The 15,694-nt window shown below is 46.2% G+C and carries 12 protein-coding genes; 8 read left to right on the forward strand and 4 right to left on the reverse strand.

Annotated features, from left to right (window positions below; genetic code table 11):
- Nucleotides 1–3: 3 nt before the first annotated feature.
- From JaK3_RS04460 to JaK3_RS04495, 8 genes are all read left to right on the forward strand, one after another.
- On the forward strand, nucleotides 4–975 hold the full coding sequence (locus JaK3_RS04460; RefSeq protein ID WP_068321204.1) for a sterol desaturase family protein: 972 nt from the start codon (nucleotides 4–6) through the stop codon (nucleotides 973–975).
- A 29-nt stretch (nucleotides 976–1,004) separates the two neighbouring features.
- A complete protein-coding gene (locus JaK3_RS04465) occupies nucleotides 1,005–1,874 on the forward strand; it encodes an EI24 domain-containing protein (protein WP_068321207.1) in 870 nt (289 codons plus the stop codon).
- A 28-nt stretch (nucleotides 1,875–1,902) separates the two neighbouring features.
- On the forward strand, nucleotides 1,903–2,757 hold the full coding sequence (locus JaK3_RS04470) for a competence/damage-inducible protein A (RefSeq protein WP_068321211.1): 855 nt from the start codon (nucleotides 1,903–1,905) through the stop codon (nucleotides 2,755–2,757).
- 205 nt (nucleotides 2,758–2,962) lie between these two features.
- The gene (glnA, locus tag JaK3_RS04475) at nucleotides 2,963–4,378 is read left to right on the forward strand and encodes a type I glutamate--ammonia ligase (RefSeq protein WP_068321215.1); all 1,416 of its coding nucleotides are present in this window, start codon (nucleotides 2,963–2,965) and stop codon (nucleotides 4,376–4,378) included.
- Between the two features lie 14 nt (nucleotides 4,379–4,392).
- Nucleotides 4,393–5,526, forward strand: a complete 1,134-nt coding sequence (gene glnL / locus JaK3_RS04480; protein WP_068321218.1) for a nitrogen regulation protein NR(II) — start codon at nucleotides 4,393–4,395, stop codon at nucleotides 5,524–5,526.
- The gene (ntrC, locus tag JaK3_RS04485; protein WP_068321223.1) at nucleotides 5,523–6,974 is read left to right on the forward strand and encodes a nitrogen regulation protein NR(I); all 1,452 of its coding nucleotides are present in this window, start codon (nucleotides 5,523–5,525) and stop codon (nucleotides 6,972–6,974) included. The genes glnL and ntrC overlap by 4 nt, the downstream gene beginning before the upstream one ends.
- Nucleotides 6,967–7,815 carry an exodeoxyribonuclease III gene (xth, locus tag JaK3_RS04490; protein WP_068321225.1) on the forward strand — a complete coding sequence of 283 codons (849 nt, stop codon included), beginning with the start codon at nucleotides 6,967–6,969 and terminating at the stop codon, nucleotides 7,813–7,815. The genes ntrC and xth overlap by 8 nt, the downstream gene beginning before the upstream one ends.
- Before the next feature lie 65 nt (nucleotides 7,816–7,880).
- On the forward strand, nucleotides 7,881–9,185 hold the full coding sequence (locus JaK3_RS04495) for a lipase family protein (protein WP_068321228.1): 1,305 nt from the start codon (nucleotides 7,881–7,883) through the stop codon (nucleotides 9,183–9,185).
- A 113-nt stretch (nucleotides 9,186–9,298) separates the two neighbouring features.
- On the opposite strand, the gene JaK3_RS04500 is transcribed toward JaK3_RS04495, so the two are convergent.
- From JaK3_RS04500 to JaK3_RS04515, 4 genes are read right to left on the reverse strand one after another with little or no spacing between them, the layout of a single operon-like run.
- Nucleotides 9,299–11,425, reverse strand: a complete 2,127-nt coding sequence (locus JaK3_RS04500; RefSeq protein WP_068321231.1) for a M3 family metallopeptidase — start codon at nucleotides 11,423–11,425, stop codon at nucleotides 9,299–9,301.
- 53 nt (nucleotides 11,426–11,478) lie between these two features.
- On the reverse strand, nucleotides 11,479–12,333 hold the full coding sequence (gene folD / locus JaK3_RS04505) for a bifunctional methylenetetrahydrofolate dehydrogenase/methenyltetrahydrofolate cyclohydrolase FolD (protein WP_068321234.1): 855 nt from the start codon (nucleotides 12,331–12,333) through the stop codon (nucleotides 11,479–11,481).
- A 15-nt stretch (nucleotides 12,334–12,348) separates the two neighbouring features.
- Nucleotides 12,349–12,996, reverse strand: coding sequence for a response regulator transcription factor (locus tag JaK3_RS04510; RefSeq protein ID WP_068321237.1), 648 nt, complete (start codon nucleotides 12,994–12,996; stop codon nucleotides 12,349–12,351).
- 35 nt (nucleotides 12,997–13,031) lie between these two features.
- Nucleotides 13,032–15,557, reverse strand: a complete 2,526-nt coding sequence (locus tag JaK3_RS04515; protein ID WP_068321239.1) for a sensor histidine kinase — start codon at nucleotides 15,555–15,557, stop codon at nucleotides 13,032–13,034.
- Nucleotides 15,558–15,694: the final 137 nt, after the last annotated feature.

Consider the following 15,694-nt stretch of genomic DNA (forward strand, 5'->3'; position numbering starts at 1 on the left):
AGCATGGATCTCAATGCCATCACTTCTGCAATTTCAGCCGCGTACGCTAGCGTTCAGGAGTTCCTGTTTGCAAATATAGTGGCCCCAGTTTTATATCAATTCGATTTAATGGCTTGGGCTGAAGATGTATTTGATGGACTTGATTGGTTTTTGTTTGGCTGCATCCAAATTTTCTTGATTATTGTTGTCCTAAGAACTTGGGAGCGCCTCGCCCCAGCAGAAAAGCAAGAGCGTTTTGCGAAAGCAACTCGAGCTGATGTCTTGTACACCTTGTTTCATCGCTTGGGCATTTTTCATGGCCTAGTATTTATCGCTTTGTCTGGATTCTTCTTCGGGATCGACTCCATCCTGCACGATTTCCGTTTCGATCGTTTAAACGTCGAGTCATGGTGGCCCGGTGTCACTTCTATTCCGGCTATTAGTTTCTTGATTTACTTGGTGTTGCTTGATTTCGTTGACTATCTCTACCACCGTGCGTCTCACGTATTTAACTGGTGGTGGCAGTTACATGCTTTGCATCACAGTCAAACAGTCATGACTGCTTGGTCTGATAATCGCAATCACATACTGGATGACATCATGCGGGCAGTGGTGATGTCTTTTGTTGCGTTGATGTTTGGAGTATCACCAGGCCAATTCATTTTGCTAATTGCTTTGAGTGAATTTCTGCAAAGTTGGCAGCATGCCAATATCAAGACCCATTTAGGTCCCGCTAAATATCTATTGGTATCGCCTATGTTTCACCGCATGCACCATGCCGTTGGATATGGTCACGAAGCTAAAGGTAAGCCCGGTGTATTAGGAGGTTGTAACTTTGGTGTTTTATTCCCATGGTGGGATATGTTGTTTAGAACGGCCATCTTTCCTAAAGAGGTCTATCCTACAGGGGTAAGAAACCTAACGGTTTCACAAAATATCCTTACACAACAGTGGCAAGGCCTTGTTCATGCCTTTAAAGAAATCATGCCTAAGTAGACTTCAAGTCTCAAGGCAATAGGAGTTGTATGGTCGGCTTGCAGCAGGTTTTTAAATCATTTGGCATGGCTTTGGTTGGGACTATGCATCCACGGATGTTGTGGCTCAGCTTAAGACCATTTCTGATTGTTTCCGTGCTGTGGGGTTGTCTTATCTGGCTTACATGGACACCTGCACTCGAAGCATTAAGTATCTTTCTAACAACTTCGATATTTACCAGCTGGATTCAAGAAGGTCTTGTTTGGGCAGGATTTGATAACGCGCGAGCATGGATAGCACCATTATTTTTTGTCATGTTGATCATTCCGTTGATCACAATTAGCTTACTCGTATTTATCGCCTTTTCAACCGTCCCTGCAATTGTCAAAATTGCTTCAAGAAATTCTCAATTTCAAGATCTCGAATGTAAACAAGGCGGCGGGTTCTTCGGAAGTTTGATTTACTCATTGTGGTCTGCCATGATTTGTCTGGCTCTTGTGATGTTGACTTTGCCCGTTTGGTGGGTACCTCCACTTGTGGCTGTCTTACCTCCCTTGCTCTGGGGGTGGTTAACGATGCGACTCATGTCCTATGACGTATTAGCAAAACATGCCAGCTCGGAAGAGCGCGATCTCTTACTTGAAAAATATCGTTGGCCTTTGCTCTGCATGGGCATTGCAACGGGAATGCTAGGTGCGGTGCCTACATTCTTTTGGGCCACCTCTGCATTGGCTTTGGTGTTGTTCCCGATCGTAAGCTTCATAGCACTTTGGATTTATTCTTTGATCTTTGTCTTTGCTGCTTTGTGGTTTAGTTACTTCCTATTGGATGCGCTTAAGCAACTGAGAGAAGAGGAGTTGGATAAAGCGCTGACAGTGGAATCGCGTGTAGTTGATTTAGAACTTCCGTATCACGGTTAATACGATAGCTAATGAGATAGTTAATGAAATGAAAAAAGTTAAGATAGACGAACCAAAAGATGTGGCAGCTGCAGTTCAACGTCGCTTCGGTTTAATCGTGATCGGTGATGAAATCTTGTCAGGTCGCCGTCAAGACAAGCACATGAGCAAAATGATTGAGTTACTCAACGAGCGCGGCCTCAGCCTTGCTTGGGCTAAATATGTTGCTGATGATCCTGCGCAAATTACTGCTACGCTAAAGCAGAGCTTTGTAAGCGGCGATGTCGTGTTTAGTACTGGCGGTATTGGCGCAACACCGGACGACCATACTCGTCAATGCGCTGCTTTGGCCTTGGGTACAAAAATTGAATTGCATCCAACTGCAAAAGAATTGATTGCCGGCAGAATTCAGTCGATGGCAGAAGGGGATCCGATTAAGGCAGATCTCAGCACTCCAGAAAATCAACATCGCTTCAAGATGGGTGAATTTCCCATTGGCAGCGAAATCATTCCTAACCCCTACAACCAAATTCCGGGCTTTCGAATACAGGAGCATCACTTTGTGCCAGGTTTCCCAGTAATGGCGGCGCCGATGATGGCATGGTGCTTGGATACCCATTACAAGGATCTATTCCACCAAGAGAATTGGGCTGAGCAGAGTTTTATCGTCCCGAAGGGGATTGAGTCAACTTTGACTCCCTTAATGGAGCGTATAGAGGCCAACTTTCCTGGGGTGAAGGTCTTTAGCTTGCCATCAGTAGGCGATGCCACCAGGTGTGGCGTGTACGCCCAGCGCCATATTGAGTTGGGTATTAAAGGCAATGCCAACCTTCTAGAAAGCGCCTGGATTGCCCTCAGGGCGGGCACCCAAGAGCTGGGTTACGAAATCCACGATATCGTCTAAAACTATTTGCACTAAAAAGGTGCAAATAGGGGTATTTGAGCTTATCTGAGGGATATTTCAGCACTTAAACAGTGCAATAATGAGAGTTCCCATTTGTTTGCTTCAGTAAATTACATACATCCATAAGGCATGTTTGGTGCCTGGAATAAACAAGGGTGTATGCCTTGAGTTTTAATTCCGAATTTAGTTAATAGAGGAGATTTGCATGACGAAGACCGTCGCTGATGTGATGAAGTTAGTTAAAGAGAAAGAATGTACTTTCGTTGATTTCCGCTTTGTAGACACAAAGGGTAAAGAACAACACACGACAGTTCCTATCTCTGCTTTTGACGAAGACAAATTTGAGAGCGGTCATGCATTTGACGGTTCTTCTATTGCTGGTTGGAAGGGTATTGAAGCATCAGACATGTTGCTCAAACCAGATCCAACAGCTGCTTATATTGATCCATTCTATGAAGAGCCAACATTGGTTCTTACATGTGACGTAATCGAGCCAGCTGATGGCAAAGGTTATGACCGTGACCCACGTTCTATTGCTAAGCGCGCTGAAGCCTATTTGAAGAGCACTGGCTTGGGCGATACAGCTTACTTTGGTCCAGAGCCAGAATTCTTTATTTTTGACGGCGTTCGTTGGGGTGCTGACATGCAGGGTTGCTTCGTGAAGATTGATTCCGAAGAGGCTCCATGGTCTTCGGCTGCTGAAATCGAAGGCGGCAACACTGGTCACCGTCCAGGCAAAAAAGGCGGCTACTTCCCAGTTGCTCCTGTAGATACATTCCAAGACATGCGCTCTGAAATGTGTTTGATTCTCGAATCTTTAGGTATTCCAGTTGAAGTTCATCACCATGAAGTTGCTGGTCAAGGCCAAAACGAATTGGGCACTAAGTTCAGTACATTGGTACAACGCGCTGACTGGACTATCTGGCAGAAGTATGTCATTCAAAACGTTGCTCATGCTTATGGCAAGACAGCAACTTTCATGCCTAAGCCAGTAGTTGGCGATAACGGTTCTGGTATGCACGTTCACCAATCTATTTGGAAGAACGGCGAGAACTTGTTTGCTGGTAATGGCTATGCAGGTTTGTCAGAATTCGCATTGTTCTACATCGGCGGCATCATCAAGCACGCTAAGGCATTGAATGCGATCACTAACCCAGGTACCAACTCATACAAGCGTTTGGTGCCAGGCTTTGAAGCGCCGGTGAAGTTAGCTTACTCAGCACGTAACCGTTCTGCTTCTATCCGTATTCCACACGTAGCAAATCCTAAGGGTCGTCGTATCGAAACTCGTTTCCCAGATCCATTGGCTAACCCATACCTCTGCTTCTCCGCATTGATGATGGCTGGTTTGGACGGCGTTCAAAACAAGATTCATCCAGGCGAAGCTGCTGACAAGAACTTGTATGACTTGCCACCAGAAGAAGATGCAAAGATCCCAACCGTTTGCGCGAGCTTGGAAGAGGCATTGGAAGCATTGAAGAAAGATCACGAGTTCTTGACTCGCGGTGGTGTATTCACTGAGTCCATGATTGATGCGTATATCAATTTGAAGATGGAAGATGTCACACGTTTCCGTATGACTACTCATCCTATCGAATTTGATATGTACTACTCCCTGTAAGCGAAGGAGAGAGCTTGAGCGCAGGTCTGTTGCGCAATTCGTTCAAGGGAGCAGCTTCGGCTGCTCCTTTTTTTCCGACATTGCTTGATCAGATGCCCAATGCCATCGTGGTATTTGAGGCTGAGACCCAACAATTGGTGTACGTGAATCCGGCTGCTGAGTCAGCTTTGGACCTCTCGCGTAAATCACTTGAGGGTCAATCTGTGCACAACTTATTTGGTGACAATGAAGCATTAAGAGTCATGATTGGTGAAGTGAAGCAGGGGCATGTAATGGCGCAGCGCCAAGAAATGATCTTGCATTCCTTGCCTAGCAGTATTCATCATGAGTCAATACCGGCACACGTTGTTGTGGCGGTCCTCGAGGATCCTACTCTCATCATGATGGAGTGGTTTCCGATAGATCAGCAGTTGCGTAGTGAGCGCGATGAACGCGTAACGCAGCAGGTTGAGGCAAATAAACAGTTGATGCGCAATTTAGCGCATGAGATTAAAAATCCATTGGGTGGAATTCGTGGAGCGGCTCAGCTGCTCGAGTTCGAATTGCCAGATAAAGGTTTGCGGGAGTACACGCAAGTCATTATTAAAGAATCAGATCGCCTGCAGACTTTGGTAGACCGTCTCTTGGCGCCACATCGCAAGGCGCACGTGATGGAATCCTTCAACGTGCATGAAGCTTTGGAGCGTGTACGTAGTTTGGTTTTGGCTGAGTTTCCAAAGGGACTCAAAATTATTCGTAATTACGATACAAGTCTGCCAGATGTATTGGGAGACCGTGAGCAGTTGATTCAGGCAACACTTAATATTGTTCATAACGCAGCACAAGCTCTTTCTGAAGAGATTCAAAGTGGTGTTGCGCAAATTGAGCTGAAGACCCGAGTGGCACGTTCAGTGACGATTGCTAAGCATCGCTATAAGTTGGCGATGGATCTGCATGTGATTGATAACGGGCCAGGTATCCCAGAAGAAATTATTGAACGCATCTTCTTCCCGTTAGTTTCGGGTAGAGAGGGCGGTAGTGGCCTTGGTCTTACTTTGGCGCAAACCTTTGTTCAGCAACACCAGGGCTTTATTTCGTGTAATAGCCGTCCTGGTCGCACCGATTTTCATATTCAAATTCCATACCGTAGGCAGGAGAAAGCATCATGAAACCAATTTGGATCGTTGACGATGATCAATCCATTCGTTGGGTCTTAGAAAAAGCGTTATCGCGTGAGAATATTCCACATAAGAGTTTCTCTAATCCAAATGATGTTCTCAATGCCCTGGAGAAGGAATCTCCTCAGGTGCTGATTTCAGATATTCGCATGCCGCGCGGTAATGGCTTAGATCTCTTGCAGCATGTAAAAGCTAGCCATCCCAATTTGCCTGTCATTATCATGACGGCTTACTCCGATTTGGATTCGGCCGTCTCTTCTTTTCAAGGCGGTGCATTTGAGTACCTTACCAAACCATTTGACGTCGAAAAAGCGGTGGAGTTGATTCATCGTGCAGTTGAGCAGGGCATTCGCAATGACTCTGGCTCTAAAGAATTAACCGCATGGCGCCAAGATGCTACTGAGATCATTGGTCAAGCGCCAGCCATGCAAGAAATCTTCCGTGCAATTGGTCGTTTAGCTCAGTCCAATGCAACAGTCCTCATTACTGGCGAGTCTGGTACTGGCAAAGAGATGGTGGCTCATGCATTGCACAAGCACAGCCCTTGCGCTAAAGGTCCATTTATCTCTTTGAGCACATCAGCTGTACCAAAAGATTTATTAGAGTCTGAGTTGTTTGGTCATGAGCGTGGCGCCTTTCCTGGTGCGCAAACTCTACGTCGCGGTCGCTTTGAGCAGGCCGATGGCGGCACCCTGTTTTTAGGTGAAGTAGGCGACCTTCCATTTGACCTGCAGACCCGTTTGCTGCGAGTTTTGTCTGATGGTCATTTCTATCGCATTGGCGGTCAAGATCCGATTAAGGCCAACGTACGCATCATCGCATCTACTCACCAGAACCTGGATGCAAGAGTGGCTGCAGGTCTCTTCCGTGAAGATTTACTACATCGCCTGAATGTCATTCGTTTGCGCATGCCTTCATTGCGTGAGCGTAGCGAAGACATTCCGATGTTAGCCCGTCATTTCATGCTCACTTGTGCAAAGTCATTGGGTGTTGAGCCTAAAAAGCTATCTGATGAAGTTTTAAAAGAAATCAGCGCAATGCCCTTTCCAGGTAACGTTCGTCAATTAGAGAACTTATGTCATTGGTTAACGGTAATGACGCCTGCCAATGTGATTGGGGTAAGTGATCTGCCTGCCGATATCGTTGCAGAGGCTAGCGAGCAACCCGTGATTCTTCATGGTGAGTCCTCGCCAAGTAATCCTGCTGCGACTAAAGTTGCTTCAGGTGACTGGGAGAGCGGCTTAGGACGTCTTGCTGTCAAAATGCTGCAAGATGGCGATAAGGAAGTCTTTGATGCTCTTACTGCACGTTTCGAAAAGGCGGTGCTACAGGCTGCGCTTGAAGTAACGCGCGGTAGAAGGGTGGAGGCTGCTCAACGTCTAGGTATTGGACGCAATACGATTACCCGTAAGTTGCAAGAGTTGGGAATCGATGACTGATTCAGTTCGCATAGCTGCATGGAATGTGAACTCATTAAAGGTTCGCCTTCCACAAGTCCTGAGTTGGTTGCATGATCAGGAAAAAAAGCAGCAGCCTATTGATGCATTATGTTTGCAGGAGCTCAAGCTCACGGATGATAAGTATCCGCATAAAGAGCTTGAGGATGCTGGCTACTTGAGTCTGGCTGCAGGTCAAAAGACCTATAACGGCGTAGCCATCATTGTGCGCAAGGCGGCGCTAGCGCCGATTGCATCTGATACGGCAACCAGCTTTCTAAAACCCATTAGAAACATTCCAAACTTCGAAGATGAGCAGCAGAGAATCTTGGCTGCCACGATTCCCTTTGCGGGAACTCAGCCAATAAGGTTGGTCTCTGCATATTTTCCAAACGGTCAATCGCCTGATAGCGATAAATTCGTATATAAGCTGAGTTGGCTTAAAGCATTGCAAACTTGGTTAGGTGAAGAACTCCAGCAGAACTCACGTTTAGCTTTACTCGGCGACTTTAATATTGCCCCTGCAGATATGGATGTGCATGATCCTTCTAAATGGATAGGGCAGAACTTAGTTTCTCCAGAGGAACGTCAAGCCTTTCAAAAGTTGGTTGAATTGGGTCTCACAGACTCTTTCAGAATGTTTGAGCAGCCGCCAAAAACCTTTAGTTGGTGGGACTATCGCATGATGGGATTCAGAAGAAATGCTGGTTTGCGTATCGACCACATCCTACTCAGTGAAGCGCTTAAAGAAAAATGCACTGCTAGCGTAATCGATAAAGAGCCTAGAACCTGGGAGCAGCCTTCCGATCATGCCCCTGTAGTGGCAACGATTAAAAAAGTGTAGCCAGCCTTAATTTGAGCTTTGCTTGGTGTTTAATAGAGGTTTTAGAGCCCAATATTATTCTGATCATGAAAAAAATCACTCGTCTTTCAGTTTTAGCGCTCGGTACCGCTCTCGGTGTTTTGTCGCCTACTGTATTCGCTGATCCTCCGGTACAACCTTTTTATGCGTCCGTGATGAAGATGGCCCCCGAAGGTAAGCTAGGGCAAGTGATTAAGCAGGAAAAAATTGAAACTTCCGTCAAGGGTGCTCAAGCATGGAAGATTGCCTATATTTCTTCTGACATTGCTGGACGCAAAACCATCTCAACTGGCCTAGTAGTTGCTCCAGTTGGACAAGCTCCTGCAGGTGGTCGTCCAGTGATAACGTGGGCGCATGGTACAACGGGTTCAGCTCAGAACTGTGGCCCATCACAAGTATTAGATCCAGCAGTTCCTTTAAATGAGTATTTCTTGGTTGGTGGAAATTCTTGGACTGATTATGGAATTCCAGCAGTAGAAGAATTTATTAAAGAGGGTTATGTATTGGTTGCAACCGACTACCAAGGTTTGGGTGGTGGTGGCAGACATCAATATAGTGTTTCAGCAACCAATGGCATGGATACGCTTAATGCTGCTCGTGCTGCCGGCTCTATGAAGGAGACGGGTGCCAACAAGAAGACGATTGTTTATGGATGGTCGCAGGGTGGTGGGGCCACAATTGCCTTAGCTGGAATGCCTGACTATATAAAACAAACTGGCACCGCATTTGATGGTGTGGAGATTCTAGGATTTGTTGCTCTAGCGCCGCAAGATATTTCTATTCTCGCTCCAGTAGGAAAACTAGATCAAGCTGCTGCGGATAAATATTTGCAGGGCTCGCTAAAAATGTTTTCAGATAACATCTTTAACTTCACCCATGCAACTATGTTCTACTGGGGTACTCAGGCAGCCTTTCCTAATCTAAAGCTGTCCGATCTTTTTACCGATGAGGGCGTGAAAGTAGTTAACGAAATTTACAATAACAAATGTATGCATGCGGCTAGCGATACATTTAATTTTAACTATGCAACAACTTACACCAACTTATTGAAATCTACTCCAACTAACACTATGGCTTGGGCACAAGCAATGATTAAGGGCGGCGTACCCGTAGTAAAACCTGTTGCGCCAGTGCAAATCTATTTTGGCTCAAAAGATACTGCTGTTCCTCCAATGATGCATAAGCTTTATCAAGATCAAATTTGTAAATTAGGTGGTAATGTTGGAAGAATGCAATTACCCGGTGAGCAATCGCACTTTACGACCCCTGGATCATCTAAGCCATTCTACTTAGCTTGGGTTAAGGATCGAGTATCAGGCAAACCACTAGAGAATGCTTGCCCAAAAAACTAAATCAGAAACTAAGCTATTAAGTAAATCAGAAATGAAATCTTAAAATTCATCAGTCAAGAAATAGAAAAACCACCCTCGGGTGGTTTTTCTATTTGCGCAATTGATTAAATCAATTAAGCCAAGCCACCATGCCTGAGAAGGGCATCAATACTTGGCTCCCTGCCTCTAAAGGCCTTGAAAGATTCAGCTGCCGGACGGCTTCCACCGACTTCTAAGATCTCTTCGCGATAACGAGCACCCGTTTTTTCATCTAGGACGCTACCATTAAGTTTGGCGGCCTCTTCAAAGGCGGAGTAGACATCTGCTGATAGAACTTCTGCCCATTTATAGCTGTAATAGCCTGCTGCATAGCCACCTGCAAAGATATGGCTGAAGGTATTAATCCAGCGAGAGATAGCGGGCTGTGGGATGACATTAAATTGATCGGCAATCGCTCTTGAGAGGTCGAGTACCGCTTGATCATTCGCATCTTTGGTATCCAAACTGGAGTGTAGGCGCCAGTCGGTTAATGACATCACAATTTGGCGCAGGGTTATATAGCCATTTTGGAAATTCTTGGCGGCTAAGATTTTTTCAAAGAGCTCACGCGGCAACGGTTTGCCAGTTTCAGCATGTGCAGTCATCTTTTCCAAGACCTCCCATTCCCAGCAGAAATTTTCCATAAACTGACTTGGTAGCTCAACCGCATCCCATTCAACCCCATTGATTCCAGAAACACCTAAAGCGCTAACTTGGGTCAAGAGGTGGTGCAGTCCGTGCCCACTCTCATGGAAGAGGGTGATCACATCATCATGGGTAATGGTAGGCTGGCGCAAGACGCCATCAACCTTCACTGGAGGTGCAAAGTTACAGACTAAATACGCTACAGGTATTTGGATCTCTCCATTGGGTAATACTCTGCGGCCGCGGGCATCATCCATCCAGGCGCCGCCACGCTTGCCAGGGCGAGCATAGGGATCGAGGTAAAAATATGCCACGATATTACCCTTGGCATTTTTGACTGAGAAGGATTGCACGTCAGCATGCCATGTAGGTAGGCTAGCTGCTTCAATCTTTACGCCAAACAAAGTTTGAATTACTTGGAAGAGTCCATCCAATACTTTGGGTAATGGGAAATACTGCTTCAATTCATTCTCTGAGAATGAGTAACGCTCTTGCTTCAATCGCTCAGAAGCAAATGCAACATCCCAAGGCTCCAAGCCATCTGTAATTGAAAGTTCTGTTTTGGCAAACTCGGAAAGTTCTTGCCAATCCTTGAGTGCAAAAGGTTTTGCCTTTTGGGCAAAATTGGTTAAAAAGGAATCCACTTCCTCAACGCTATTTGCCATCTTTGGCGCTAAGCTCAGCGCGGCATAGTTCTTGAATCCCAGCATCCGCGCTTCTTCATCGCGCAGTCTGAGTTGCTCAAGCATATTTTTCGTATTATCCCAATCCAGCTTGCCTTTGCTGTATTGTGGCGCCAGCTCTGAAGCGCGCGTGACATAGGCCTCGTACATCAAGCGGCGCAGGGCACGATTTTCTGAGTACTGCATGACTGGGTAATAAGAAGGGAAGTGCAGTGTGAATGCCCAGCCCTGCAGATTCTTTTGCTGAGCAGTATCTGCGGCTGCAGCAACTGTATCCTCAGGTAGTCCCACCAGATCTGCTTTATCCGTTACAAGGTGTACAAAGCCATCAGTTGCATCTAAGACATGATCAGAAAAGGCTTTGCCTAAGGTTGCTTGCTCATCCTGAATTTGGGCAAAACGCGGCTTGTCTGCATCGCTCAACTCTGCTCCGCCAAGGCGAAAATCACGTAAGGAGTTTTCGATCATTTTTTTTTGTGCTGAACTCAGTTTTGCAAAGTCAGGAGATTTGCTGAGTTCTTTAAATTTCTTGTATAGATCTAAATTTTGCCCAAGACTCGAAAAGAAAGCGGTTACCTTTGGCAGCATCGCACCATAGGCGGCTCGTAATTCTGGTGTATCAGCAACACTATTGAGGTGAGAGATCACACCCCAAGACCTGCCTAAAGACTCTGTAGCATCTTCTAATGGCTCAGCCAACGCATCCCAAGATGGCACTGTATTTGCATTTACTGCAACATCCACTGCGTCCTGCGCATGCTTCAGCAAGTATTCAATTGCTGGGGCAATGTGCTCGGGCTTTACTTCGGAGTAGGCGGCGATGCCGCGTCCAAAGGTAACCAGAGGATTGTTTTGTAATTCAGTGGGGAGGGTATTAGGGGGAGATGTAGTCATCCCTCTAGCTTAATGGACTGGGAGCAATTTTGCCAAAAGCCCCAGTCAAATCCTTAGTGCTTAGCTGCCTTTTCAGCCGCTTCCAAGGTGTTCATTAGCAGCATAGTGATGGTCATGGGACCAACGCCACCAGGAACGGGGGTAATCCAGCCAGCGACATACTTGGCGGTATCAAAATCAACGTCACCACAAAGCTTGCCATCTGGCAGACGGTTAATACCAACGTCAATCACTACCGCACCATTTTTGACCATATCGCCAGAGATCATCTTCGGTTTGCCAGTAGCAACGACCAAGATATCGGCATCCTTTGTGTGGTGTGCCAGGTCACGCGTCTTGCTATTGCAGATGGTGACGGTTGCACCAGCCTGTAGCAGCAACATAGCCATTGGTTTACCCACAATATTGGATGCACCAACAATCACAGCACGTGCGCCGCGAATCGGATACTCAATACTCTCTAGAATCTTCATGCAGCCATAAGGCGTGCATGGCTTGAATTCTGGTTGGCCAACCATTAATGCGCCGGCATTCGCAACGTGAAAGCCATCTACGTCTTTCTCCGGAGCAATCGCTTCGAGTACGCGTTCAGAAGCAATGTGTTCTGGCAATGGGAGCTGTACCAAGATCCCATGAATTGCAGGATCTGCATTCAGGGTAGCAATGCGAGCCAGCAGTTCTTCTTCGCCAAGTTCAGCGGAGTAGCGCTCCAAAACGGAATGAAAGCCAACATCTTCACAAGCTTTGACCTTATTGCGTACATACACTGCGCTGGCAGGGTTGTCGCCAACCACAATGACAGCTAAGCCAGGGCGAGTGCCTTTGGCAGTAACGATTGCACCACGAGCTGCAATCTCTGTACGAAGCTTTTTAGAGAGTGCGTTTCCATCTAATAATTGCGCTGGCATCTCAAGACCTTGATATTAATTAGGTTGTGGATCAGATAAAGCCAGGCGGAGTAGGTCTGCCACAGTATTGACGTTGAGCTTTTCCATGATATTGGCACGGTGTGCTTCAACAGTCTTGATAGAAATGCCAAGGTCATCAGCAATTTGTTTATTTAAGCGACCAGCAACAATACGCTCGAGCACTTGACGTTCACGTCCAGTCAGTTTGCTGAGTAAGCTTTGAGTAATTTTGCGTTGGCTTGCTTGTGAATAGTCAATACGAGCTTTAGCAAGCATGCGATCTACCAAACCACAAAGATCATTCTCTTTAAATGGCTTCTCGATGAAGTCTACTGCGCCGCGCTTCATAGTGGATACCGCCATAGAAACATCGCCGTGACCTGTGATGAAGGCTACTGGCATTGGCAAATTTTCAGCGGTTAAGCGCTCTTGTAATTCAAGGCCTGACATACCAGGCATGCGCACATCCAAAATAGCGCAAGAGATAGTGGACTTATCAGTGCTTTGCAAAGACTGTAAGAAACGTTCAGCGCTTGCATGGCAACGCACAACATAGCCGTTGCTTTCTAAAAGCCAAGTGAGGGAATCTCTAACTGCTTCATCATCATCAACAACATAGACAACTTCAGCTTGGTTTGGTTTTGCAGTAGCACTTAAGTTCATATCAGTTCTCGCGAGGTAAACCTATAAATTCAATGTTAAGTATTGGCCTTGGTTTCAGGGGATTCCAGGGGTAGAAGTATTGTAAAGGTGCAGCCAGCCAGCTTGGTCTGTTCGGAGTCCTGGACATTGGTGGCCCAAAGCCTACCATGGTGGGATTCAATAATAGAGCGGCAGATATTGAGCCCCATGCCCATACCATCGGATTTGGTACTAAAAAACGGCTCAAACATGTGTTCTAGGACATTTTCAGGGATTCCACCCCCGCCATCGATAACCTGAATTCTGAGCATGGCTGGGAAAATGCTGGTGTCTAAATCGGCATTAATCCTCACTGGGGGAGCTGACCAGCGTGAGGAGAGGGGGTAGGCCTCACGAACACTATCAAGCGCATTTTTCAGTAGATTAACTACCACCTGCAGGATAAGAACCGGATCCAGATTAACTACCGGGAGATTGTCAGCAATCTCGGAAGTGATGGTGAGGCGGTGACGATGCGCTTCAATTTCAACTAAGCCAACTGCATCATTAATGATTTCAGAAACGTTTGCTGCTTTACGCTGAGGTTCGCTACGCTTAACGAAGCCTCGAATACGTTGAATGATCGTTCCGGCGCGGTGTGCCTGTTCGGAGGCTTTGGCCAGTGCTGGCAAGATCTCTTTGGTAATAGCGGGATCGACATTGCCATCTAAACGTTTCGCCACTCCATTGCAGTAATTTGAAATAGCGGAGAGTGGTTGATTCAACTCGTGAGCTAATGAGGATGCCATCTCACCCATGGTGGTGAGACGACTGGTGAACTGCATGCGCTCTTGTTGTTGGCGCGCCAAATCATCAGCCTCTTTACGGGCAGTGATGTCGGTGGCAACCAATAATTGCGCAAGATGCCCGTCAACCCATGGGATGAAGCGTCTTCTGACTTCAAACCACTTATTACTGCCATCAGTCAATTGCAGTTCTTCTGACTCTGATTCCTGATAAATAAAAGAAGTTGGAATGCCATCACGTATGTAGTCCTGAAGATCTTGCGCGATGTTGTGCAAGGCATCGATTTCTTTTTCTTGATGAGCTAATTGAAAGTGCCCCTTGGAATCATTACCAAAATTTTCTCGGTAGAAGCGGTTGGCAAATAACAGTTCATCAGTTTCTAAAGAGACAACAGATACTGCTGCATCTAAACTCTCGAGAACGGTGGTAAATCGTTCTTGTGACGCAGCCAATTCTTCGCGAATCTTTTTTGGCTCCGAAATATCGATTAATGAGGTTACCCAGCCAGTCTGCTTACCTTTTTCATTAATCAAGGGCGCAATGAATGTACGTGTTTGGATCAAGGTTCCATCACGCTTCATAATGGCACCCTCGATACCAATTTTCATGCTGCCGCTGATCTCAGATTTCAGGGCGCGATTCATTTTTTCTACAAGCTCATCTCTTCGGCTATCTGGCCAAAATGGAAACGGTGGGGTGAGACCCATTAACTCTTCGGAGCTCCAGCCTGTCATTTCGCAAAAGGCTCGATTGACATAGGTAATGCGTTTTTCCATATCGTGAGCACGAATACCCACTGGAGTGGAGTTCTCCATCGCATTACGAAAACTAGTTTCTGTACGCAGACTTGCTTCGGCTTCTTGGCGCACTTGCATTTGCTTGAGGACGGACCACAAACTCCAAATTACGAAGATACTCAGCCCCAACACAACGCCAATCAACATCCTGAAGGTGAGGTTGGTAGGTGGAGGATAGGTATCAATCCGCAAGGTGATATTCGGACTTAATACTCCGATATCTAAGCTGGTCTGATTGCTGAAAGCCCTTTTAGGAGTCCCTTTATCGGAGGAGATTGCCAGAACTTTTTCGTTGTCGGTAATGAGTGTAAAGCGGTAGTAGGACTTGAGCTCTCCAGGAATGACATCCAAAATCCCTTGGGTGGTGTAGAGCGCCGCCAAGTAACCCACAATTTCTCCGCTGACTATATTGGGCACTACTTGCCAAAAAACAATTTTTCTCTCTGCGTTTATAGGCTCATCGCCTGGAAGATTGAGTGAGATAAACGGACTAAACGCTGCTCGACCAGTTACTCTGCTGAGCTCAATAGTGGAGGCGAGTCCAGTATTTATAGGTTTATCATTTTGAGTTCTGGTAATCCAATCTGATTTACCTGTTTCGTTTGGTGCCGCCCATTCACGCTGAGCTTGGTTGTTTAGCCAAATGATTTTGACTATTTCATGGTTGTTGACAACTAGATCATCTGCCTGCTCTCTAGCAATTTGCCTGAGCTTGACTTGGTCATCACTAGCCGCAACTTCGCGGTTGATTGTGGTTAATGCATCGAGATTGCTGGCAAATCGAGATTGAATGCGCTGCTTGGCAAAAGATAGCTCTCTAAATAAAGCCGCTTCTTGTTGATTCTTTTCTTGTAAGTGCAGTGTGCCCAAAATAATGCCCATGACCGCAGTAAAGATCACGATTGCAAGCAGGGGGGTGTAAACAAGCCTAAATCCGCGTATTTTGCGGAGCCATTTCAATGGCCGAAGGAAAAGGTTGGTGGAGACTGAAACTTTCATGAATACAAAGCATTTTGCCCTATTGCGACCCCTGAAACGGGATTTGTGGTCTACATAGCCATTCTTATTTGCACCGCAATAAATTACCACATTATGAGAAATATTATCATTATGTGGAAAATTGCTTGTTTACACCC

Origin of the sequence: Polynucleobacter yangtzensis (assembly GCF_001595965.1) — a bacterium.
Classification (GTDB): domain Bacteria; phylum Pseudomonadota; class Gammaproteobacteria; order Burkholderiales; family Burkholderiaceae; genus Polynucleobacter; species Polynucleobacter yangtzensis.

Excerpts from the sequence above, each read along its gene's own strand:
- JaK3_RS04495 (WP_068321228.1), top strand. The coding sequence starts at position 7,881 with ATGAAAAAAATCACTCGTCTTTCAGTTTTAGCGCTCGGTACCGCTCTC.
- JaK3_RS04470 (WP_068321211.1), top strand. The coding sequence starts at position 1,903 with ATGAAAAAAGTTAAGATAGACGAACCAAAAGATGTGGCAGCTGCAGTT.
- JaK3_RS04465 (WP_068321207.1), top strand. The coding sequence starts at position 1,005 with ATGGTCGGCTTGCAGCAGGTTTTTAAATCATTTGGCATGGCTTTGGTT.
- xth (WP_068321225.1), top strand. The coding sequence starts at position 6,967 with ATGACTGATTCAGTTCGCATAGCTGCATGGAATGTGAACTCATTAAAG.
- ntrC (WP_068321223.1), top strand. The coding sequence starts at position 5,523 with ATGAAACCAATTTGGATCGTTGACGATGATCAATCCATTCGTTGGGTC.
- JaK3_RS04510 (WP_068321237.1), bottom strand. The coding sequence starts at position 12,996 with ATGAACTTAAGTGCTACTGCAAAACCAAACCAAGCTGAAGTTGTCTAT.
- JaK3_RS04460 (WP_068321204.1), top strand. The coding sequence starts at position 4 with ATGGATCTCAATGCCATCACTTCTGCAATTTCAGCCGCGTACGCTAGC.
- JaK3_RS04515 (WP_068321239.1), bottom strand. The coding sequence starts at position 15,557 with ATGAAAGTTTCAGTCTCCACCAACCTTTTCCTTCGGCCATTGAAATGG.
- folD (WP_068321234.1), bottom strand. The coding sequence starts at position 12,333 with ATGCCAGCGCAATTATTAGATGGAAACGCACTCTCTAAAAAGCTTCGT.
- JaK3_RS04500 (WP_068321231.1), bottom strand. The coding sequence starts at position 11,425 with ATGACTACATCTCCCCCTAATACCCTCCCCACTGAATTACAAAACAAT.
- glnA (WP_068321215.1), top strand. The coding sequence starts at position 2,963 with ATGACGAAGACCGTCGCTGATGTGATGAAGTTAGTTAAAGAGAAAGAA.